Raw genomic sequence first — 20184 nt, forward strand, 5'->3', positions numbered from 1 at the left:
AGGTTGTATGATAACTTTTTATTAATAGTATTTTTACATCTAAAAACTGATTGTTAGCATGTATGTTAGCAGTAAAAAAATAAATTTGTCGTATAAATTCTCAAATATGAGATCTGGATCACAAAAATAGTTAGAATTTATTGCTGTTTTTGGTATAACATATTTAGGTGTGTTAGATACCAAAATGGAGAAATTCAAATGAACTCTTTTATGACTAAGAACTTTTTACTTGATACTGAGATTGCACAAGAGCTTTTTTTTGATTACGCAGAAAATCAGCCTATTTTTGATTATCACTGTCATTTACCACCAGAGCAAATCGCAGCAGATTACCAATTTAAGAATTTATATGACATTTGGTTGAAAGGCGATCATTATAAATGGCGTGCAATGCGCACTCATGGGGTAGATGAAAGTTATTGTACCGGTTTGCAATCTGATTATGATAAGTTTCTTGCTTGGGCAGAAACGGTTCCACATACTATAGGGAATCCTTTATATCATTGGACACATTTAGAGTTACACCGTCCTTTTGGTATAACAGATAAATTATTGTCACCTGTTACCGCAGATGATATTTGGTATGAGACGAATACACTTCTACAACAAAAAGATTTTTCAGCAAAAGGTATCATCCAAAAGATGAATGTGAAGTTTATTGGCACAACAGATGATCCTATAGATTCACTTGAGCATCATAGAATTATCGCTCAAGATTCTAACTTTAAAACTAAGGTAGCGCCAAGTTTCCGTCCTGATAAATCATTTAATATTGAATTGGATACTTTTGGTAGTTATATCCAAAAACTTGGTGAAGTAGCTGATATTGAAATATCTTCCTTTGCAAGCTTATGTCAAGCACTTGAAAAACGTATTGATTATTTTCATGCACATGGTTGCCGTGTCTCAGATCATGCATTAGATGTAGTTTTATATGGAAGAGCAGATGAGAAAGAATTAAATCAAATCCTTGCAGAGAGATTATCAGGCGTAATATTAGATAAAGAACAAATTGCAAAATTTAAAACTGCAGTTTTAGTATTCTTAGGAGAACAGTATCACAAACGTAAGTGGGTACAACAATATCATATTGGTGCTTTACGTAATAATAATACATTTATGTTCAATCAATTAGGTCCCGATACTGGATTTGACTCCATTCATGATGAACCTATAGCATTTGCATTATCCCGTTTATTAGATGCACAAGCTGCTAATAACTCATTACCTAAAACAATCTTATATTGCCTAAATCCACGGGATAATGAAGTGGTTGCAACTATGTGTGGCAACTATCAACAATCTGGTATCCGAGGAAAAATGCAATTCGGCTCTGGCTGGTGGTTTAATGACCAAAAAGATGGAATGATCCGTCAAATGACACAGCTCAGTCAATTAGGGTTATTGAGTCATTTTGTTGGTATGCTAACAGACAGTCGAAGTTTCCTTTCTTATACTAGACATGAATATTTCCGCCGTATTTTATGTCAGATGCTTGGCCATTGGGTACGTGATGGCGAAGCTCCACATGATATTAAACTTTTAGGTCAAATGGTTTCAGATATTTGTTTTGATAATGCAAAACGCTATTTTGAAATTGAATTAAACTAATTTGATTGGGGTATTTATTATGGAACAACTAAATAAAACTAATCACCCAGGCCGCCAACATCCAACAAAAATTATTCAATTTGGTGAAGGTAATTTTTTGCGTGCATTCATTGATTGGCAGATTGATATTTTAAATGAAAAAACGGATTTAAATGCAGGTATTACTGTTGTGCGTCCGATTAATACTGATTTTCCACCATCATTAAATACACAAGACGGGCTTTATACAACGATAATTCGTGGTTTAGATGAGAATGGCAACAAAGTAAAAGAAAGTCGGATTATCTGTTCTGTGAATAATGAGATTAATATTTATCAACAATATGATGAATATCTACAGTTAGCACATAATTTAGAGATTAAATTTATTTTTTCTAATACCACTGAAGCCGGAATTAGCTATCACGAAGGCGATAAATTTGATGATCGTCCACAGATAAGTTATCCAGCAAAATTAACGCGTTTGCTTTATGAGCGTTTTATTGCTGCGAATGGTGATAAAGAAAAAGGTTTTATTTTATTTCCCTGCGAATTGATTGATTACAATGGTGAGCATTTAAAAGAATTGGTTTTTAAATATGCTCAAGAATGGCAGTTGTCTAGTGAATTTATTGAATGGTTAGAATCAGCAAATACCTTTTGTTCAACCTTAGTTGACCGTATTGTTACAGGCTATCCACGTGGCGAGGCGGAAGCGCTTGAAGTGGAATTAGGTTATAAGGATACCTTCTTAGACACAGCAGAACATTTTTATCTATTTGTTATTCAAGGACCGAAGTTTATTGAGAAATTACTCCATTTAGATCAAGTTAATTTAAATGTATTAATTGTAGATGATATAAAACCATATAAAGAGCGTAAAGTCGCTATTTTAAATGGTGCTCATACAGCGTTGGTGCCAGTAGCATACTTGTCAAATGTGGATACGATTGGTGAAGCGATGAATGATGCAGAACTCTGCCAATTTGTACAACATACAATGGAGAAAGAAATTATTCCTGTGCTTTCTTTACCCAAAGACGAACTTCAACAATTTGCTGATGCAGTCATTAAGCGTTTTCAAAATCCGTTTATTCAACATCAATTGTTATCTATTTCATTAAATAGTATGACGAAATATCGTACCCGTAATTTGCCACAATTACTTTCTTATATTGAGAAATTTGACAAATTGCCACCGCACTTAACTTTTGCTTTAGCTGCTTTAATTGCTTTTTATCGAGGTGAGCGTGATGGACAATCAATTCCATTACAGGATGATGAAATTTGGCTGGTAAATTTCAAAACTTGGTGGCAACAAGTCGCAAGTGGTGAATTATCATTACGTCAACTTGTGCATAATGTGTTGAAACAAGAGGCTCACTGGGAACAGGATTTAACCCAAGTTTCGCAATTGGTTGATACAGTGACGATGCAATTGGAAACAATTATAGAAAATGGTATGCGTTTTGCCTTACGCCAATATTGTCTTAATTAAGTGAGTATGAATATGAAGCAGTTTATTAAAATTCATCATCAAGATAATGTGGCGGTTGCATTACAAGATTTATCAGTAGGTGCATTGCTTGATATTGATGGGCAACAAATTGAGTTAAAAGCGGATATTGCCCGTGGACATAAATTTGCAGTTAATCCCATTCGTCAAAATCAAGATGTGATTAAATATGGTTATCCAATTGGGCATGCTTTGCAAAATATTGCTGTTGGTGAGCATATTCACACGCATAATGTAAAAACCAATTTAAGCGATATTAATGACTACGAATATTTGCCAGAATTGACCGCACTTTCTACTGAAATATCTGATCGTGATGTACAAATTTATCGTCGTAAAAATGGTGATATTGGTATCCGTAACGAACTTTGGATTATACCTACAGTAGGCTGTGTAGTGGGTATTGCTAATCAAATCAAAAAGCAATTTATGCAAAATAATGATTTGTCTGATATTGATGGGGTTTTCACATTTAACCATAGTTATGGCTGTTCGCAGTTAGGGGATGATCATGAAAATACCAAAGTAATGTTGCAAAATATGGTTAAGCATCCCAATGCTGGTGCTGTACTCGTGATTGGGTTAGGTTGTGAAAATAATCAAGTTGGTGCTTTTCAAGAGAGTCTTGGTGATTACGATAAAGATCGTGTGAAATTTATGATTTCACAACATTATGATGATGAAGTAGAAGTTGGCGTTGCATTATTACAACAACTTTACCAAGAAATGCGTCAAGATCAGCGTCAACTAGGAAAACTCAGCGAAGTGAAATTTGGTCTTGAATGTGGTGGCTCTGATGGCTTTTCGGGTATAACTGCCAATCCAATGCTCGGTAATTTTTCTGATTATCTTATCAGTCATGGTGGAACAACAGTATTAACTGAAGTTCCTGAAATGTTTGGTGCAGAACGCATTTTAATGAGTCATTGCGAAAATGAGACAGTTTTTCATAAAACGGTGGAAATGGTTAATGACTTTAAACAATATTTCATAAACCACAATCAGCCAATTTATGAAAATCCATCGCCTGGTAATAAAGCAGGTGGGATTACTACATTAGAAGATAAATCTCTTGGATGTACTCAAAAAGCGGGTCATAGCCAGGTGGTGGATGTATTAAAATATGGAGAACGGTTGAAAGTAAAAGGTTTAAATTTACTCAGTGCACCAGGCAATGATGCAGTCGCAACCAGTGCTTTAGCTGGCGCTGGGTGCCATATGGTGTTATTTTCAACTGGGCGTGGCACACCTTATGGCGGCTTTGTACCAACTATGAAAATTGCAACAAATAGCGAACTGGCACAAAAGAAAAAGCATTGGATTGATTTCGATGCAGGGCGGTTAGTTTACAACATGACAATGTCTGAACTGCTAGAGGACTTTATTGATCTAGTTGTCGTTACGGTAAATGGTAAGTTAACAAAGAATGAAATTAATGAATTTCGTGAATTAGCGATTTTCAAAAGTGGAGTTACGCTTTAGTTAAGAACATTACTATATTTAAGCTAGGTTAAATTATTCCAACAGCAAATATTTTAGAAGAAGCATTTACTAAATATTTGAATATTGAAACTTATCATCATCCCAACTAAACCTAGCCTATTTACCAAATAGCAATATTTTATTTGCAAAATCCATATAACTAGATAAGAATAGGCTGTAATTTCGTTACAGTCTATTTTTTAGTAGGAGTTAAAATGACATATCACAAACGACTCGCAAATGCTATCCGTTTTTTAAGTATGGATGCAGTGCAAAAAGCAAAATCAGGGCATCCGGGTGCGCCGATGGGAATGGCGGATATCGCAGAGGTATTATGGCGTGGGTTTATGAAACATAATCCGACCAATCCAAAATGGGCAGATCGCGACCGCTTTGTCCTTTCAAATGGTCATGGTTCAATGTTGATTTATAGCCTTTTACACTTAACAGGTTACGATCTTTCCATTGACGATATTAAAAATTTCCGTCAATTACATTCTAAAACACCGGGGCACCCAGAATATGGTTATGCACCAGGCGTTGAAACCACCACAGGGCCATTAGGTCAAGGTATCACGAATGCCGTGGGTATGGCGATTGCGGAAAAAACTTTAGGCGCGCAATTTAACCGTGAAGGGCATGACATCGTTGATCACCACACTTATGTATTTTTAGGTGATGGTTGTTTAATGGAAGGGATTTCTCACGAAGCGTGTTCGCTAGCGGGCACTTTGGGTTTAGGTAAACTCATTGCATTCTATGATGACAATAATATCTCCATTGATGGTCACGTTGATGGTTGGTTTACTGATAATACAAAAGGCCGCTTTGAAGCTTATGGCTGGCAGGTGATTGATAATGTAGATGGCCATGATCCTGAACAAATTGCAGCCGCAGTGAAATTAGCGCAAGCGGAAACCCACAAACCGTCAATCATTATTTGTAAAACAATCATTGGCTATGGTTCACCAAATAAATCTGGATCCCATGATAGCCACGGCGCGCCATTAGGCGATGAAGAAATTGCATTAACCCGCAAGGCATTAAATTGGGATTATGCACCATTTGAGATCCCAGCTGATATTTATGCCGCATGGGATGCAAAAGCGAAAGGAGCGGAAGCAGAAAAAGCATGGAATGATAAATTCGCCGCTTACGAAAAAGCTTACCCAGAATTGGCGAAAGAATTTAAACGCCGTGTAGCAGGCGAATTATCGGCAAATTGGGCGCAAGAAAGCCAAGCATTTATTGAAAAACTACAGGCAAATCCTACCTCAATTGCAAGCCGTAAAGCATCGCAAAATGCTATCGAAGCCTATGCCCATATATTGCCAGAATTTTTAGGCGGTTCTGCAGACTTAGCGGGTTCAAACTTAACCTTATGGTCAGGCTCAAAACCAATCCGTGCCACAGAAAATGTGGACGGCAACTACATCAATTATGGTGTGCGTGAATTCGGTATGTCAGCAATTATGAACGGTATCGCCTTACACGGCGGTTTCATTCCTTACGGCGCAACATTCTTAATGTTCTATGAATATGCCCATAACGCCGTGCGTATGGCGGCATTAATGAAACAACGCACGTTGTTTGTTTACACCCACGACTCAATCGGCCTTGGCGAAGATGGTCCAACCCACCAACCTGTGGAGCAAACATCGGCATTACGTTTAATCCCGAATTTAGAAACGTGGCGCCCAGCGGATCAAGTGGAATCGGCGATTGCGTGGCAACAAGCGGTAGAACGCAAAGACGGCCCGAGCGCATTAATTTTCACCCGCCAAAACTTAGCGCAATTAGACCGCACTTCTGAGCAATTGGTTAACGTTGCGCGCGGTGCTTATATCGTGAAAGACAGCGCAGGCACGCCAGATTTAATCTTTATCGCAACAGGGTCTGAAGTGGAATTAGCGGTGAAAGCTGCCGATGTATTAACGGCAGAAGGCAAAAATGTACGTGTAGTATCAATGCCTTGCACCAACCGTTTTGACAAACAAGATGCAGCATATCGTGAAAGCGTGTTGCCTGCCGCCGTGACAAAACGTGTTGCTATCGAAGCGCAAATTGCTGATTTCTGGTATAAATATGTGGGTCTCGAAGGCCGTGTTGTGGCAATGAATTCATTCGGCGAATCAGCGCCAGCTGGCGAGCTATTCAAACTCTTCGGTTTCACCGTTGAAAATGTGGTGGCAAAAGCGAAAGAAATTTTGTAATTTTTGACCGCACTTTGATTTCCAAAACGCCTAGCAAGATAACGCTAGGCGTTTTTTATTGGAGAAAATGAAAAGTCGTATTTTATACGCTTGCTTAAATAATACTCACTGTTCGCCTAGGGAGATTAGCTTGGAGAGTGAAGAAGATAAAGTGCGGTCGATTTAGCCGCAGTTTTTGAGCGCGTTATTCTTCCACAAAACTTAACGCGGTTTGCACCACTTCAACTCCCGCGCCTTGTTTATGGGCATTTTCACTGAGATAGCGGCGCCATTGTCGCGCACCTTTGCAGTTTTGGAACGCACCTAACATATGGCGAGAAATATGATTTAAGTAAATGCCTTGGTGTAATTGCTCATCAATATAAGGCAACATATTTTCCACCGCTTGGCGAGCCGTAATAATCGGCGCATTTTCATCGAATAATGCCTGATCAATTTTCCCTAATAAAGACGGATTTTGATAAGCCTCACGCCCCACCATCACGCCGTCAACATGCTGCAAATGGTTTTTCATTTCTTCGATGGTTTTAATCCCCCCGTTAATGCTGATCCAGAGCTCAGGAAAATCACGTTTTAGCTGATAAACACGCTCATAGTTTAAAGGCGGAATTTCACGATTTTCTTTCGGGCTTAAACCAGAAAGCCAAGCCTTGCGTGCATGCACAATCAATTCATTGCAACCCGTGGCAGCCACTTTTTCGACAAAATCACAGAGAAATTCATAGCTGTCTAAGTCATCAATGCCGATACGGGTTTTCACTGTAACTGGAATATTGACTGCACTTTGCATTGCGCCTACACATTCAGCCACTAAATCTGCTTTTGCCATTAAACAAGCGCCGAACATTCCATTTTGAACCCGATCCGAAGGGCAGCCGACATTCAAATTAATTTCTACATATCCCCTTTCTTCCGCCAATTTCGCACAGTGGGCAAGTTGAGCAGGATCGCTGCCACCCAATTGAATTGCCACGGGGTTTTCCGCCGTGGAAAAGGCAAGGTGATCATAACTTGCGTGAATAATAGCTTGTGCCGTCACCATTTCGGTATAGAGCAGAGCATATTGCGAAAATTGGCGGTGGAAATAGCGACAATGGCGTGTTGTCCAGTCGAGCATTGGGGCGACAGAGAAACGTCCACGATAAAAGTGCGGTTGATTTTGCTTCATTTTTAACTGCTTAAATAAGAAATTTGGCGAATTATACCTAAAATCTGCTCGCTTGAGAATTTCAGAGCCAGCAAGGGCGAGTATCGCTTTTGTTGGTTTTTAGCACGAAATAGTGGCAATAAAAATCTAAAAGTCACTGTTAATGATTTTAATGAACCCTTTTGTTTTTACCAACTATGCTCATAACGCTGAAAATTTTGTTATTTTTGACCGCGCTTTTTTGTGATGCAGATCACATAAAAATCATGCTGGATTTAAAAGTGTGATCGTTATCACATTTTATAAAATAACCATAAAAAATATTTTGTGATCGTGATCACATAACAATACAAAATCGTTTCGGCTTTTAAATGGGCTGTGCTATTTTTCACCCATTCAAAACCAACTCAAAACCAAATCCATTTTCTTATTTTTGGAGAAATAACATGCTATCAGCAAGTGCAAAATTGAAGATCCAAAGTTTTGGACGCTTCTTATCAAATATGGTGATGCCGAATATTGGGGCATTTATCGCTTGGGGTTTTATTACCGCACTTTTCATTCCAACGGGGTGGTTGCCAAATGAGCAGCTTGCCAAATTAGTTGGTCCAATGGTGACGTATTTACTGCCGTTATTAATCGGTTACACAGGGGGTAAACTTGCTGGTGGCGACCGTGGTGCGGTTGTCGGGGCGATCACCACAGCGGGTGTGATTGTGGGTACGGATATTCCAATGTTCTTAGGCGCAATGATTGCGGGACCGACTGGCGGTTGGGCGATTAAAAAATTCGACAAATGGGCAGACGGCAAAATTAAAAGCGGTTTTGAGATGTTAGTGAATAACTTCTCAGCGGGGATTATCGGGATGATCTTAGCGATTATCTTCTTCTGGGTAATCGGCCCTGTGGTGAAATCCTTATCTCAAGCATTGGCTGCGGGTGTTGATGTGTTAGTTCAACACAATCTTCTGCCATTAACTTCTATCTTTGTTGAGCCGGCAAAAATCCTATTCTTAAACAATGCGATTAACCACGGTGTATTCTCGCCATTGGGCATTCAACAATCGCAAGAATTTGGTCAATCTGTGTTCTTCTTAATTGAAGCCAACCCAGGCCCAGGTTTAGGCGTATTGTTAGCCTATATGCTGTTTGGTAAAGGCTCTGCAAAACAAACCTCAGGCGGCGCGGCGATTATTCACTTCTTCGGTGGTATTCATGAAATTTACTTCCCTTATGTATTAATGAATCCACGTTTAATCCTTGCCGTAATTGCTGGTGGTGCAACAGGTGTGTTTACGCTTGTGTTATTCCACGCAGGTTTACAAGCGCCCGCTTCACCAGGTTCGATTATCGCTGTATTAGCGATGACACCAAAAGCGTCATTTTTAGGGGTGATTACATCTGTGGTTGCATCTTGTGCAGTGTCATTCTTAATTTCTTCATTCTTTGTAAAATTACAAAAAGAAGACGGTTCAGATAAATTAGAAGAAGCGCAAGCAGCGTCTAAGGCAATGAAATACAAAGGTGATGCGCAACAAGTGACAGATTACAACGGTTTGAAAAAAATCTTTGTCTCTTGTGATGCAGGCATGGGTTCGAGCGCAATGGGCGCGAGTATGTTGCGTAAAAAAGTGAACGATGCAGGTCTTCCAATTGAAGTAGCAAACTGTGCGATTAACGATTTACCCGAAAATGCACGTTTAGTAATCACGCATCAAGACTTAACATTGCGCGCGAAAAAACAAGTACCAAATGCAATGCACTTGTCTTTAACTAACTTCTTAGACAATAAATTCTATGACAGCTTAGTCAGTGATTTAAAAGCAAACTTTAACGAAAATGCCGCGCCAAGTGCGCTAAAAGCCGATGAAATTTCAGTGAATGGCACAACATTTAGCTTAAAAGCAGAGCAAATTTTCGTAGGCTTAACCGCGGAGGATAAGTTTGAAGCCATTCGTTTTGCTGGCGAACAATTAGTGAAAGCGGGTTTTGTAGAGCCAAGCTATGTGGATGCGATGTTTGAACGTGAAAAATTAGTGTCAACTTACTTGGGCGAAGGGGTGGCTGTACCACATGGCACGATTGAAGCGAAAGATGCAGTGCTAAAAACAGGTATTGTGGTCTGCCAATATCCTGAAGGCGTACGCTTCACAGATGAAGAAGACGGCGTGGCGAAATTGGTGATTGGTATTGCAGCGCGCAATAACGAGCATATCCAAGTGGTGTCAGCAATCACCAATGCATTAGATAGTGACGAAGCGATCGCATTGCTCACTTCAACAGATGATGTGAACAAAATTTTAGAACTTCTCACAGCATAATTCCTAGGGTGGGTGCAGACCCACCTTTTTTATACTGAATTCAGCGTTATAAAAGGACAAAATATGAAAGCATTACATTTTGGTGCAGGTAATATCGGGCGTGGTTTTATTGGCAAATTATTAGCCGATAGCAATGTGGAAGTGATTTTTGCCGATGTTAATGAAAACGTCATAAATTTGCTTAAAACTAACCGCACTTATGGTGTGAAAATTGTAGGCGACAGCATCAATACAGTGGAACAAGTGAAAAATGTGTCTGGCGTGAACTCAACGGACGAAGCCGCCATCACGGCGTTATTCAATGAAGTGGATTTAGTCACGACAGCGGTTGGTCCTAATGTATTAAAAATCATCGCAAAATCGGTCGCCAAAGCCTTGGAAGCTCGTTTGGCAAGTGGTAATACCAAACCGTTAAACATCATCGCTTGTGAAAATATGGTGCGCGGGACCTCTTTCTTAAAAGAGCAAGTTTTCCAACATTTGAATCCTGCGGTTAAAGATCAAGTGGAACGGTTAATCGGCTTTGTGGATAGCGCGGTTGACCGCATCGTGCCACCAGTGCAACCTGATGCCAATGATCCATTATTGGTGACGGTGGAAGAATTTAGCGAATGGATTGTGGATAAAACCCAATTCAAAGGCGAAATTCCTAACATCAAAGGCATGGAACAAACGGATAATTTAATGGCATTTGTAGAGCGCAAATTGTTCACTTTAAATACAGGCCATGCGGTAACATCTTATTATGGCAAATCGATAGGCTACAAATTCGTAAAAGAAAGCATTGAAGATACCGATGTTAAAGCCTTTGTAAAATCGGTAATGCAAGAAAGTGGTGCGGTCTTGATCAAACGCTATGGCTTTGATCCGCAAGCCCACGCAGCCTATATTGAAAAAATCTTAAAACGCTTTGCAAATCCATATTTAGTGGATGATGTGGATCGTGTTGGCCGTGAGCCACTGCGTAAATTGAGCCATAATGATCGTTTAATCAAACCATTGCGTGGCACGTTGGAATATGGATTGCCGAATGACAATCTTATCCGCGCCATTGCAACAGCGTTGAAATACCGCAATGAAAATGATCCACAAGCCCTTGAGCTTGCGCAATCATTAGCAGAGAACGGCGTGGTGGCTACCGTGAAAAAATACACAGAATTACAAGATGAATCTGTGATCGCACGCATTGCAGCGGCATATAATGCTTAATTAGTGAAAAGCTAACGACGAAAGTTACTGCGGAAGTGCGGCGAAAATTCAGCAAATTTTGACCGCACTTTATTCAATTTTTTGCCAAGGATTTTATTGTGGTATCTGAAGATCCAATTTATGAAAAACTCAATGATGTCAGCTCTATTCGTGGCTTTGTCACTGCGACTGTCGCTATCTTTGATGAAATAATTGATCAGCTGATAAATAAAGTTTTTCGCAAAAACGATTTTGCCGTGAAATCAGTGGTAGACAGCCTTTTTGAAACTTCAGGACCCTTAGCTACATTGAGCATTCGCTTAAAAGTATTATTAGGATTGGGCGTGATTTCTCATGAGGTGTTTGAAGATGTCATCGCCTTTTTGCAGCTGAAAGAACAGCTCAATAATGATGCAGATGAACATCACTTTGCCGATGAGTTGATTTTAAGTTTTGCCCATGAATTAAACCTGTTCAAAGATAAAGATTTGCTGCCAACTGAAGAAACCGCGATTGATTTAACCACGTTAGTGGGGCAAATGAAGCAGCAACGTAAAGAACGATTGGTGCGTTCTTGTTTAATTCTAACCGTAACAGAAATTTATCGACAGCTACGCGTTGAAAGTCCGCTTTAATTAAGCGAAAGTGCGGTCAGTTTTTTGCAAGTTTTTTAGGAAAAAGCTTGCTTTTCCTTAGATGATAGGTATAATTCACGAGCTTTCAATTTGAAAGCCGTTTAATGTAATCATTTATTAAACGTACTATTGCGATATGTAATAGATAAAATGTTTCCGATTTGGAAACTAAATAGGTCTGCTGCACTTCCCTTTATTTAAGAAGTTAAAGGTGATGGTGTCAGTTTTTTTATAGCTAAATTTTATTGGAGCTCTGGTCTAATGCAGAACCAAAGAATCCGTATCCGCTTGAAAGCATTTGATCATCGCTTGATCGATCAATCTACTGCGGAGATCGTAGAAACAGCTAAACGTACTGGTGCACAAGTTCGTGGCCCAATTCCTTTACCAACTCGTAAAGAACGTTTCACAGTATTGATTTCTCCACACGTTAATAAAGACGCTCGTGATCAATACGAAATCCGTACTCACAAACGTTTAGTTGATATTGTTGAGCCAACAGAAAAAACTGTTGATGCATTAATGCGTTTAGATTTGGCTGCCGGCGTTGACGTGCAGATCAGCCTAGGTTAATTAAGAGGTTATTACAATGATTGGTTTAGTCGGTCGTAAAGTTGGTATGACCCGCGTTTTCACTGAAGACGGCGTGTCAATTCCAGTTACTGTTATCGAAATCGAAGCCAACCGCGTAACTCAAGTTAAAACTCTTGAAAACGATGGCTATACTGCAGTTCAAGTTACTACGGGTGCGAAAAAAGCAAGTCGTGTAACTAAGCCTGAAGCTGGCCATTTCGTGAAAGCAGGTGTTGAAGCTGGTCGCGGTTTATGGGAATTTCGTACTGAAGGTGAAGAATTCACTTTAGGTCAAGAAATTAATGTTGACATCTTTGCAGATGTTAAAAAAGTTGATGTTACTGGTACTTCAAAAGGTAAAGGTTTCCAAGGTGGTGTTAAACGTTGGAATTTCCGTACTCAAGATGCTACACATGGTAACTCTTTATCACATCGTGTACTTGGTTCTATTGGTCAAAACCAAACTCCAGGTCGTGTGTTTAAAGGTAAAAAAATGGCAGGACATTTAGGTGCTGAACGTGTTACTGTTCAATCACTTGAAGTTGTTCGTGTTGATGTTGAGCGTAAATTATTATTAGTTAAAGGTGCTGTCCCAGGCGCTACTAATAGTGATGTTATCGTGAAACCAGCAGTTAAAGCGTAAGTCTAGGAGATAGAGATGGAATTACAAGTTGTAGGTGCAAACGCACTAACTGTTTCTGAAACTACCTTCGGACGTGAGTTTAACGAAGCGTTAATCCACCAAGTAGTTGTTGCATATGCAGCGGGTGCTCGTCAAGGTTCACGTGCTCAAAAAACTCGTGCTGAAGTGTCTGGTTCAGGTAAAAAACCTTGGCGTCAAAAAGGTACAGGCCGTGCACGTTCTGGTGATATCAAATCACCAATCTGGCGTTCAGGTGGTATTACTTTCGCAGCGAAACCACAAGATCACAGCCAAAAAGTGAACAAAAAAATGTACCGTGGTGCAATCAAAAGCATTCTTTCTGAATTAGTTCGTCAAGACCGTTTGGTTGTTGTAGAAAAATTCGAAATTGATGCGCCAAAAACGAAAGTATTAGCACAAAAATTAAAAGATATGGCGTTAAATGACGCTCTTATCATCACTGCAAGTTTAGATGAAAATCTATTCTTAGCTGCGCGTAACTTATATAAAGTTGATGTGCGTGATGTTCAAGGTATCGACCCTGTAAGCTTAATTGCTTTTGATAAAGTGGTTGTTACTGTTGATGCAGTGAAACAAATTGAGGAGATGTTAGCGTGATTCAACAAGAACGTTTGCTAAAAGTGCTTAAAGCACCACATGTCTCTGAGAAAGCAACAAACAACGCAGAGAGCTCAAATACTATCGTATTCAAAGTTGCATTAGATGCAAACAAAGTTGAAATTGCTAACGCAGTTGAACAACTTTTTGAAGTGAAAGTAGATTCAGTTCGCACAGTTGTTGTTAAAGGTAAAACCAAACGCCGCGGTAATAAAATGGGTCGCCGCAGTGACTGGAAAAAAGCTTATGTTACTCTTCAAGAAGGTCAATCACTTGACTTCGTTGAAGGTGCAGCAGAGTAATTACGGAGGAATAAAGAATTATGGCTATCGTTAAATGTAAGCCGACCTCCGCTGGTCGTCGTCACGTTGTTAAAATCGTGAACCCTGAATTACATAAGGGCAAACCTTACGCACCATTATTAGATACTAAATCTAAAACTGGTGGTCGTAATAATTTAGGACGTATCACTACTCGTCATATCGGTGGTGGTCATAAACAACATTACCGTTTAATCGATTTCAAACGTAACAAGTTAGATATCCCAGCGGTTGTTGAGCGTCTTGAATATGATCCAAATCGTTCTGCGAATATCGCTTTAGTGCTTTATAAAGATGGTGAACGTCGTTATATCTTAGCTCCTAAAGGTTTATCTGTAGGCGATCAAATCCAAGCTGGCGTTAACTCACCAATTAAAGTGGGTAACTCATTACCAATGCGTAATATCCCAGTTGGTTCGACTGTACATAACGTAGAATTAAAACCAGGCAAAGGCGGTCAAATTGCTCGTTCTGCTGGTGCGTATGTACAAATCATTGCTCGTGAAGGTAACTATGTTACTTTACGTTTACGTTCAGGCGAAATGCGTAAAGTATTAGCTGAGTGCGTTGCTACTATCGGTGAAGTAGGTAACTCTGAACATATGTTGCGTGTACTAGGTAAAGCTGGTGCAAGCCGTTGGAGAGGTATCCGTCCTACAGTTCGTGGTACAGCAATGAACCCAGTGGATCACCCACACGGTGGTGGTGAAGGTCGTAACTTTGGTAAACACCCAGTAACTCCTTGGGGCGTTCAAACCAAAGGTAAGAAAACTCGTCACAACAAACGTACTGATAAATATATCGTACGTCGTCGTGGCAAATAATAGATTTAATTAAGAGGATAAGCCATGCCACGTTCTCTCAAGAAAGGTCCTTTCCTTGACCTACACTTGTTGAAGAAGGTAGAGAAGGCGGTGGAAAGCGGGGATAAAAAACCAATTAAAACTTGGTCCCGTCGTTCAATGATCATTCCATCAATGATTGGTTTGACCATCGCAGTCCATAATGGTCGTCAGCACGTTCCTGTTTATGTTTCAGACGAAATGATTGGACATAAATTAGGTGAATTTGCACCGACTCGTACATACCGCGGTCACGCTGCGGATAAAAAAGCTAAGAAGTAAGAGGTAAATAGATGGAAACTATCGCAAAACATCGTTACGCTCGCACTTCAGCTCAAAAAGCTCGCTTAGTTGCGGATTTAATCCGTGGTAAAAAAGTAGCTGCGGCATTAGAAATCTTAACTTATACAAACAAAAAAGCTGCGGCTTTAGTTAAGAAAGTATTAGAGTCAGCTATTGCTAATGCAGAGCACAATGACGGTGCAGATATCGATGATCTTAAAGTTGCTAAAATCTTCGTTGATGAAGGTCCTAGCATGAAACGTGTTATGCCACGTGCTAAAGGTCGCGCAGATCGCATTTTAAAACGTACAAGCCACATAACTGTGGTTGTGTCAGATCGTTAATCGTAGAGGAATAACAGAAAATGGGTCAAAAAGTCCATCCACATGGTATTCGCCTTGGTATTGTTAAGCCTTGGAGCTCTACATGGTTTGCGAATACACAAGATTTCGCTGATAATTTAGAAGGCGATTTCAAAGTACGTAAATTCTTGAATAAAGAATTAGCGAACGCTTCAGTGTCACGTATCACTATTGAACGTCCAGCGAAAAGCATTCGTGTTACAATCCACACAGCTCGTCCAGGTATCGTTATCGGTAAAAAAGGCGAAGATGTTGAAAAATTACGCAACGCTGTAGCAAAAATTGCAGGCGTGCCAGCGCAAATCAACATTGCTGAAGTGAAAAAACCTGAATTAGATGCAAAATTAGTTGCAGATAGTATCGCTTCTCAATTAGAACGTCGTGTTATGTTCCGCCGTGCAATGAAACGTGCAGTACAAAATGCGATGAGACTTGGTGCCAAAGGTATCAAAGTTGAAGTAAGCGGTCGTTTAGGTGGTGCAGAAATTGCACGTTCTGAATGGTATCGTGAAGGTCGCGTTCCATTACATACGTTACGTGCGGACATCGACTATAACACTGCTGAAGCTCATACTACATACGGTGTAATCGGTATTAAAGTATGGATCTTCAAAGGTGAAATTCTCGGTGGAATGGCTGCAATTGCACAACAACCAGAACAACAACCAGCTGCGCCTAAAAAGGCACCACGCGGCAAAGGTCGTAAGTAAGGAGAACTGCTAGATGTTGCAACCAAAACGTACAAAATTCCGTAAAGTCCACAAAGGACGTAACCGTGGTCTTGCCAATGGTACAGAAGTTAGCTTCGGTACATTCGGCTTAAAAGCGGTTGGTCGCGGTCGTTTAACAGCTCGCCAAATCGAAGCCGCTCGTCGTGCTATGACTCGTGCCGTTAAACGTCAAGGTAAAATCTGGATTCGTGTATTCCCAGACAAACCAATTACTGAAAAACCATTAGAAGTTCGTATGGGTAAAGGTAAAGGTAACGTGGAATACTGGGTAGCTCTTATCCAACCAGGTAAAGTACTTTATGAAATGGACGGAGTTTCAGAAGAAATCGCACGCGATGCATTTGCATTAGCTGCAGCGAAACTTCCAATTAAAACAACGTTCGTAACTAAGACGGTGATGTAATGAAAGCTCAAGAACTACGTAACAAAAATGTTGAAGAGCTGAATGCTGAGTTAGCAAACCTTTTAGGTGAGCAATTCAAATTGCGTATGCAAGCAGCCACCGGTCAGCTTCAACAAACCCACCAGTTAAAACAAGTGCGTCGTAGCATTGCACAAGTGAAAACTGTATTAAACCAAAAGGCGGGTGAGTAATGACTGATAAAATTCGTACTGTTCAAGGTCGTGTAATTAGTGACAAAATGGATAAATCTTTCACAATCGCAATTGAGCGTAAAGTGAAACACCCTCTTTTAGGTAAATTTATCCGTCGCACAACTAAATTGCACGTTCACGATGAGAACAACGAAGCAAGATTAGGTGATGTAGTCGAAATCAAAGAATGTCGTCCTATGTCAAAAACTAAATCTTGGACTTTAGTTCGTGTTGTTGAAAAAGCAGTAATTTAATTGTTGCTTTAAAACAATCGTAAATTAAACCGCACTTTGTTAAAAAGTGCGGTTTTTTATTATCAAAATATTTATTACTTACGTGATTGAAAAACTTTTAAATTTTTCACCGCACTTTTTAGCTTCGTAAGCTACGATTTGACTTTTGCTGTCAAATAAAGAATTGCGATAAATCTTATAAGGAAATCTTGACTGAATAGTGAAAATCAGCTTGATTGTTGAATTGTATTTGTGATATATTTCCCGACCTGTTTACATTTGGGTAAATAGGTTCGTCCCGAAAGGGTGTTTTCAATTTTAACGGAGCACTAATATGATCCAAGAACAGACTATGCTGGATGTTGCTGATAATTCAGGGGCTCGCAGCGTAATGTGTATCAAGGTTCTAGGTGGATCGCACCGTCGTTATGCTGCTATTGGCGACATCATCAAAATCACAGTGAAAGAAGCAATTCCTCGCGGTAAAGTGAAAAAAGGTGATGTATTAAAAGCAGTTGTTGTGCGCACCAAGAAGGGTGTTCGTCGCCCAGACGGATCAGTCATTCGCTTCGATGGTAACGCTTGTGTAATTTTAAATAATAACACTGAGCAACCAATCGGTACTCGTATTTTTGGACCTGTGACTCGTGAACTTCGTTCTGAGAAGTTTATGAAGATCATTTCTTTAGCTCCAGAAGTACTGTAAGGAGAAGTGAAAAATGGCTGCAAAAATTCGTCAAAATGATGAAGTAATCGTTCTTGCCGGTAAAGATAAAGGCAAACGTGGTAAGGTAACTCAAGTGTTACCAAACGGTAAAGTGATTGTTGAAGGAATCAAAATCATCACTAAGCATGAAAAACCAGTGCCTGCTTTAGGTAAAGAAGGTGGTTTAGTGAAGAAAGAAGCGCCGATTGATGCGTCAAACGTGGCGATTTTCAACCCGAAAACAAATAAAGCTGACCGTGTAGGTTTTAGATTCGAAGATGGCAAAAAAGTCCGTTTCTTCAAATCTAACAATGAAATTATTTAACAAACTGGAGTAATGCGATGGCGAAACTGCATGATTACTACAGAGATCAAGTAGTTAATGAATTAAAAAATAAATTCAACTACGCATCTGTCATGCAAGTCCCACGAATCGAAAAGATTACCCTGAATATGGGTGTGGGTGAAGCATTGACCGACAAAAAACTTCTAGATAATGCAGTAGCAGATCTAGCGGCAATCAGCGGTCAAAAACCTTTAATTACTAAAGCACGCAAATCTGTTGCAGGCTTTAAAATCCGTCAGGGATATCCAATCGGTTGTAAAGTAACACTGCGCGGTGAGCGTATGTGGGAGTTCTTAGAACGTTTAATTACAATTGCTGTTCCACGTATCCGTGACTTCCGTGGTTTAAGTGCGAAGTCTTTCGACGGTCGTGGTAACTATAGCATGGGTGTGCGTGAGCAAATCATCTTCCCTGAAATCGACTATGATAAAGTTGATCGTGTACGTGGTTTAGATATTACTATTACTACTACCGCTCAGAATGATGAAGAAGGTCAAGCACTACTTGCTGCCTTTAATTTCCCATTCCGTAAATAAGGCAGGTTACAATGGCTAAACAATCAATGAAAGCACGCGATGTAAAACGCGTTAAATTGGCTGAAAAATTCTATGCTAAACGTGTAGAATTGAAAAAAATCATCTCTGATGCGAATTCATCTGATGAAGAGCGTTGGAGTGCGGTATTAAAATTACAATCTTTACCGCGTGATGCAAGCCCAAGCCGCCAACGTAACCGCTGCCGCCAAACTGGACGTCCTCATGGTGTTCTTCGTAAGTTTGGTTTAAGTCGTATCAAGGTTCGTGAAGCAGCAATGCGTGGCGAAATCCCTGGCCTTAAAAAAGCAAGTTGGTAATTTACCACTTTATTTTGGAATCGGAGAATAAAATACAATGAGTATGCAAGATCCAATCGCAGATATGTTGACCCGTATTCGTAACGGTCAGGCTGCGAACAAAGTTGCGATCAGTATGCCTTCTTCCAAGCTAAAAGTGGCTATTGCCAACGTATTAGCTTCTGAAGGTTATATTGAAAGCGTTAAAGTTTTAGAAGGTGTTAAACCTGAATTGGAAATTACTTTAAAATATTTCCAAGGCAAACCAGTTGTAGAAAGTATTCAACGTGTTAGCCGCCCTGGTCTTCGTATTTACAAACGTAAAGACGAATTACCAAAAGTTATGGGTGGTTTAGGTGTTGCTGTTGTTTCTACATCTAAAGGTGTGATGACTGACCGTGCTGCTCGCCAAGCGGGTTTAGGCGGCGAAATCATCTGTTACGTAGCTTAATAGAGAGGTAGGAAAATGTCTCGTGTTGCTAAAGCACCTGTTAATATTCCTGCCGGTGTTGAGGTTAAACTCAATGGTCAGCTATTAACAGTAAAAGGTAAGAATGGCGAATTATCTCGTCACATTCATGACTCAGTCGAAGTTAAACAAGATAACGGTGTATTAACATTTGCACCACGTGATGGTATGGTTGGTGCTAATGCTCAATCAGGTACAGCACGTGCGTTAGTTAATGCAATGGTTATCGGTGTTACTGAAGGCTTCACTAAAAAATTACAACTTGTAGGTGTTGGTTACCGTGCACAAGTTAAAAGCAATGTTATTGGCTTAAGCTTAGGTTTCTCTCACCCTGTTGAACATACTTTACCAGCAGGTATTACTGCAGAATGCCCATCTCAAACTGAAATTGTGTTGAAAGGTGCGGATAAGCAATTAATTGGTCAAGTAGCAGCAGATATTCGTGCGTATCGTAAACCTGAACCTTATAAAGGTAAGGGTGTTCGTTATGCTGATGAAGTTGTTCGTACTAAAGAAGCGAAGAAAAAATAATTAAGGTAAC

25 protein-coding genes are annotated in these 20184 nt (G+C 39.8%); 24 read left to right on the forward strand and 1 reads right to left on the reverse strand.

The genetic code is table 11. The annotated features are described in order from the left end of the window. Nucleotides 1–198: 198 nt before the first annotated feature. From uxaC to tkt, 4 genes are all read left to right on the forward strand, one after another. The gene (uxaC, locus tag C8D76_RS04860) at nucleotides 199–1611 is read left to right on the forward strand and encodes a glucuronate isomerase (RefSeq protein WP_116631680.1); all 1413 of its coding nucleotides are present in this window, start codon (nucleotides 199–201) and stop codon (nucleotides 1609–1611) included. A gap of 19 nt (nucleotides 1612–1630) precedes the next feature. Further along, nucleotides 1631–3088: a tagaturonate reductase gene (locus tag C8D76_RS04865; RefSeq protein ID WP_116631681.1), complete on the forward strand. Its 1458-nt coding sequence runs from the start codon at nucleotides 1631–1633 to the stop codon at nucleotides 3086–3088. Nucleotides 3089–3100: 12 nt separating this feature from the next. Further along, complete coding sequence (locus C8D76_RS04870; RefSeq protein ID WP_116631682.1) at nucleotides 3101–4588, forward strand: UxaA family hydrolase; 1488 nt, start codon at nucleotides 3101–3103, stop codon at nucleotides 4586–4588. A 215-nt stretch (nucleotides 4589–4803) separates the two neighbouring features. Next, nucleotides 4804–6801 carry a transketolase gene (gene tkt, locus C8D76_RS04875; RefSeq protein WP_116631683.1) on the forward strand — a complete coding sequence of 666 codons (1998 nt, stop codon included), beginning with the start codon at nucleotides 4804–4806 and terminating at the stop codon, nucleotides 6799–6801. Between the two features lie 184 nt (nucleotides 6802–6985). Here the strand turns inward: tkt and dusA are convergent, their stop codons facing one another. Further along, on the reverse strand, nucleotides 6986–7969 hold the full coding sequence (gene dusA, locus C8D76_RS04880) for a tRNA dihydrouridine(20/20a) synthase DusA (protein WP_116631684.1): 984 nt from the start codon (nucleotides 7967–7969) through the stop codon (nucleotides 6986–6988). Nucleotides 7970–8394: 425 nt separating this feature from the next. Here dusA and C8D76_RS04885 point away from each other — a divergent pair, with 425 nt between their 5' ends. The 20 genes from C8D76_RS04885 (at nucleotide 8395) to rplF (ending at nucleotide 20174) form a co-directional block, all read left to right on the forward strand. Beyond that, nucleotides 8395–10269: a PTS mannitol transporter subunit IICBA gene (locus C8D76_RS04885; RefSeq protein ID WP_116631685.1), complete on the forward strand. Its 1875-nt coding sequence runs from the start codon at nucleotides 8395–8397 to the stop codon at nucleotides 10267–10269. A gap of 63 nt (nucleotides 10270–10332) precedes the next feature. Next, nucleotides 10333–11478 (forward strand): mannitol-1-phosphate 5-dehydrogenase, encoded by a 1146-nt coding sequence (locus tag C8D76_RS04890; protein ID WP_116631686.1) that lies wholly within the window; start codon nucleotides 10333–10335, stop codon nucleotides 11476–11478. Nucleotides 11479–11576: 98 nt separating this feature from the next. After that, entirely contained in the window at nucleotides 11577–12092 is a 516-nt protein-coding gene (locus C8D76_RS04895; RefSeq protein WP_116631687.1) for an MltR family transcriptional regulator, read from the forward strand. A gap of 261 nt (nucleotides 12093–12353) precedes the next feature. Then, nucleotides 12354–12665 (forward strand): 30S ribosomal protein S10, encoded by a 312-nt coding sequence (gene rpsJ / locus C8D76_RS04900; protein WP_001181005.1) that lies wholly within the window; start codon nucleotides 12354–12356, stop codon nucleotides 12663–12665. 16 nt (nucleotides 12666–12681) lie between these two features. Further along, complete coding sequence (rplC, locus tag C8D76_RS04905; RefSeq protein ID WP_116631688.1) at nucleotides 12682–13308, forward strand: 50S ribosomal protein L3; 627 nt, start codon at nucleotides 12682–12684, stop codon at nucleotides 13306–13308. 15 nt (nucleotides 13309–13323) lie between these two features. After that, on the forward strand, nucleotides 13324–13926 hold the full coding sequence (rplD, locus tag C8D76_RS04910; RefSeq protein WP_115636985.1) for a 50S ribosomal protein L4: 603 nt from the start codon (nucleotides 13324–13326) through the stop codon (nucleotides 13924–13926). After that, a complete protein-coding gene (rplW, locus tag C8D76_RS04915; RefSeq protein ID WP_207775002.1) occupies nucleotides 13926–14228 on the forward strand; it encodes a 50S ribosomal protein L23 in 303 nt (100 codons plus the stop codon). The genes rplD and rplW overlap by 1 nt, the downstream gene beginning before the upstream one ends. A 20-nt stretch (nucleotides 14229–14248) precedes the next feature. Next, nucleotides 14249–15070, forward strand: a complete 822-nt coding sequence (gene rplB / locus C8D76_RS04920) for a 50S ribosomal protein L2 (RefSeq protein WP_116631690.1) — start codon at nucleotides 14249–14251, stop codon at nucleotides 15068–15070. 24 nt (nucleotides 15071–15094) lie between these two features. After that, nucleotides 15095–15370 (forward strand): 30S ribosomal protein S19, encoded by a 276-nt coding sequence (rpsS, locus tag C8D76_RS04925; protein ID WP_005539416.1) that lies wholly within the window; start codon nucleotides 15095–15097, stop codon nucleotides 15368–15370. Between the two features lie 11 nt (nucleotides 15371–15381). Next, entirely contained in the window at nucleotides 15382–15714 is a 333-nt protein-coding gene (rplV, locus tag C8D76_RS04930; RefSeq protein ID WP_012072223.1) for a 50S ribosomal protein L22, read from the forward strand. Nucleotides 15715–15734: 20 nt separating this feature from the next. Continuing rightward, a complete protein-coding gene (gene rpsC, locus C8D76_RS04935; protein WP_116631691.1) occupies nucleotides 15735–16442 on the forward strand; it encodes a 30S ribosomal protein S3 in 708 nt (235 codons plus the stop codon). Nucleotides 16443–16455: 13 nt separating this feature from the next. Further along, nucleotides 16456–16866: a 50S ribosomal protein L16 gene (gene rplP, locus C8D76_RS04940; protein ID WP_116631692.1), complete on the forward strand. Its 411-nt coding sequence runs from the start codon at nucleotides 16456–16458 to the stop codon at nucleotides 16864–16866. Beyond that, nucleotides 16866–17057 (forward strand): 50S ribosomal protein L29, encoded by a 192-nt coding sequence (gene rpmC / locus C8D76_RS04945; protein ID WP_115636990.1) that lies wholly within the window; start codon nucleotides 16866–16868, stop codon nucleotides 17055–17057. The genes rplP and rpmC overlap by 1 nt, the downstream gene beginning before the upstream one ends. Beyond that, complete coding sequence (rpsQ, locus tag C8D76_RS04950; protein ID WP_116631693.1) at nucleotides 17057–17311, forward strand: 30S ribosomal protein S17; 255 nt, start codon at nucleotides 17057–17059, stop codon at nucleotides 17309–17311. Before rpmC ends, rpsQ begins: the two co-directional genes overlap by 1 nt. Nucleotides 17312–17624: 313 nt before the next feature. Continuing rightward, nucleotides 17625–17996, forward strand: coding sequence for a 50S ribosomal protein L14 (gene rplN / locus C8D76_RS04955; protein ID WP_005548786.1), 372 nt, complete (start codon nucleotides 17625–17627; stop codon nucleotides 17994–17996). A gap of 13 nt (nucleotides 17997–18009) precedes the next feature. Beyond that, nucleotides 18010–18321, forward strand: coding sequence for a 50S ribosomal protein L24 (gene rplX, locus C8D76_RS04960; protein ID WP_116631694.1), 312 nt, complete (start codon nucleotides 18010–18012; stop codon nucleotides 18319–18321). A gap of 17 nt (nucleotides 18322–18338) precedes the next feature. Further along, complete coding sequence (rplE, locus tag C8D76_RS04965; RefSeq protein WP_116631695.1) at nucleotides 18339–18878, forward strand: 50S ribosomal protein L5; 540 nt, start codon at nucleotides 18339–18341, stop codon at nucleotides 18876–18878. 11 nt (nucleotides 18879–18889) lie between these two features. Continuing rightward, nucleotides 18890–19195, forward strand: coding sequence for a 30S ribosomal protein S14 (rpsN, locus tag C8D76_RS04970; protein ID WP_115636637.1), 306 nt, complete (start codon nucleotides 18890–18892; stop codon nucleotides 19193–19195). Between the two features lie 37 nt (nucleotides 19196–19232). Then, nucleotides 19233–19625, forward strand: a complete 393-nt coding sequence (rpsH, locus tag C8D76_RS04975) for a 30S ribosomal protein S8 (protein WP_116631696.1) — start codon at nucleotides 19233–19235, stop codon at nucleotides 19623–19625. A gap of 15 nt (nucleotides 19626–19640) precedes the next feature. Next, nucleotides 19641–20174, forward strand: a complete 534-nt coding sequence (gene rplF, locus C8D76_RS04980; protein WP_116631697.1) for a 50S ribosomal protein L6 — start codon at nucleotides 19641–19643, stop codon at nucleotides 20172–20174. The last annotated feature ends 10 nt before the right edge of the window (nucleotides 20175–20184 follow it).

Source organism: Alitibacter langaaensis DSM 22999 (assembly GCF_003096995.1).
Classification (GTDB): Bacteria; Pseudomonadota; Gammaproteobacteria; order Enterobacterales; family Pasteurellaceae; genus Exercitatus; species Exercitatus langaaensis.

Excerpts from the sequence above, each read along its gene's own strand:
- uxaC (WP_116631680.1), top strand. The coding sequence starts at position 199 with ATGAACTCTTTTATGACTAAGAACTTTTTACTTGATACTGAGATTGCA.
- C8D76_RS04865 (WP_116631681.1), top strand. The coding sequence starts at position 1,631 with ATGGAACAACTAAATAAAACTAATCACCCAGGCCGCCAACATCCAACA.
- C8D76_RS04870 (WP_116631682.1), top strand. The coding sequence starts at position 3,101 with ATGAAGCAGTTTATTAAAATTCATCATCAAGATAATGTGGCGGTTGCA.
- tkt (WP_116631683.1), top strand. The coding sequence starts at position 4,804 with ATGACATATCACAAACGACTCGCAAATGCTATCCGTTTTTTAAGTATG.
- dusA (WP_116631684.1), bottom strand. The coding sequence starts at position 7,969 with ATGAAGCAAAATCAACCGCACTTTTATCGTGGACGTTTCTCTGTCGCC.
- C8D76_RS04885 (WP_116631685.1), top strand. The coding sequence starts at position 8,395 with ATGCTATCAGCAAGTGCAAAATTGAAGATCCAAAGTTTTGGACGCTTC.
- C8D76_RS04890 (WP_116631686.1), top strand. The coding sequence starts at position 10,333 with ATGAAAGCATTACATTTTGGTGCAGGTAATATCGGGCGTGGTTTTATT.
- rpsJ (WP_001181005.1), top strand. The coding sequence starts at position 12,354 with ATGCAGAACCAAAGAATCCGTATCCGCTTGAAAGCATTTGATCATCGC.
- rplC (WP_116631688.1), top strand. The coding sequence starts at position 12,682 with ATGATTGGTTTAGTCGGTCGTAAAGTTGGTATGACCCGCGTTTTCACT.
- rplD (WP_115636985.1), top strand. The coding sequence starts at position 13,324 with ATGGAATTACAAGTTGTAGGTGCAAACGCACTAACTGTTTCTGAAACT.
- rplB (WP_116631690.1), top strand. The coding sequence starts at position 14,249 with ATGGCTATCGTTAAATGTAAGCCGACCTCCGCTGGTCGTCGTCACGTT.
- rpsS (WP_005539416.1), top strand. The coding sequence starts at position 15,095 with ATGCCACGTTCTCTCAAGAAAGGTCCTTTCCTTGACCTACACTTGTTG.
- rplV (WP_012072223.1), top strand. The coding sequence starts at position 15,382 with ATGGAAACTATCGCAAAACATCGTTACGCTCGCACTTCAGCTCAAAAA.
- rpsC (WP_116631691.1), top strand. The coding sequence starts at position 15,735 with ATGGGTCAAAAAGTCCATCCACATGGTATTCGCCTTGGTATTGTTAAG.
- rplP (WP_116631692.1), top strand. The coding sequence starts at position 16,456 with ATGTTGCAACCAAAACGTACAAAATTCCGTAAAGTCCACAAAGGACGT.
- rpmC (WP_115636990.1), top strand. The coding sequence starts at position 16,866 with ATGAAAGCTCAAGAACTACGTAACAAAAATGTTGAAGAGCTGAATGCT.
- rpsQ (WP_116631693.1), top strand. The coding sequence starts at position 17,057 with ATGACTGATAAAATTCGTACTGTTCAAGGTCGTGTAATTAGTGACAAA.
- rplN (WP_005548786.1), top strand. The coding sequence starts at position 17,625 with ATGATCCAAGAACAGACTATGCTGGATGTTGCTGATAATTCAGGGGCT.
- rplX (WP_116631694.1), top strand. The coding sequence starts at position 18,010 with ATGGCTGCAAAAATTCGTCAAAATGATGAAGTAATCGTTCTTGCCGGT.
- rplE (WP_116631695.1), top strand. The coding sequence starts at position 18,339 with ATGGCGAAACTGCATGATTACTACAGAGATCAAGTAGTTAATGAATTA.
- rpsN (WP_115636637.1), top strand. The coding sequence starts at position 18,890 with ATGGCTAAACAATCAATGAAAGCACGCGATGTAAAACGCGTTAAATTG.
- rpsH (WP_116631696.1), top strand. The coding sequence starts at position 19,233 with ATGAGTATGCAAGATCCAATCGCAGATATGTTGACCCGTATTCGTAAC.
- rplF (WP_116631697.1), top strand. The coding sequence starts at position 19,641 with ATGTCTCGTGTTGCTAAAGCACCTGTTAATATTCCTGCCGGTGTTGAG.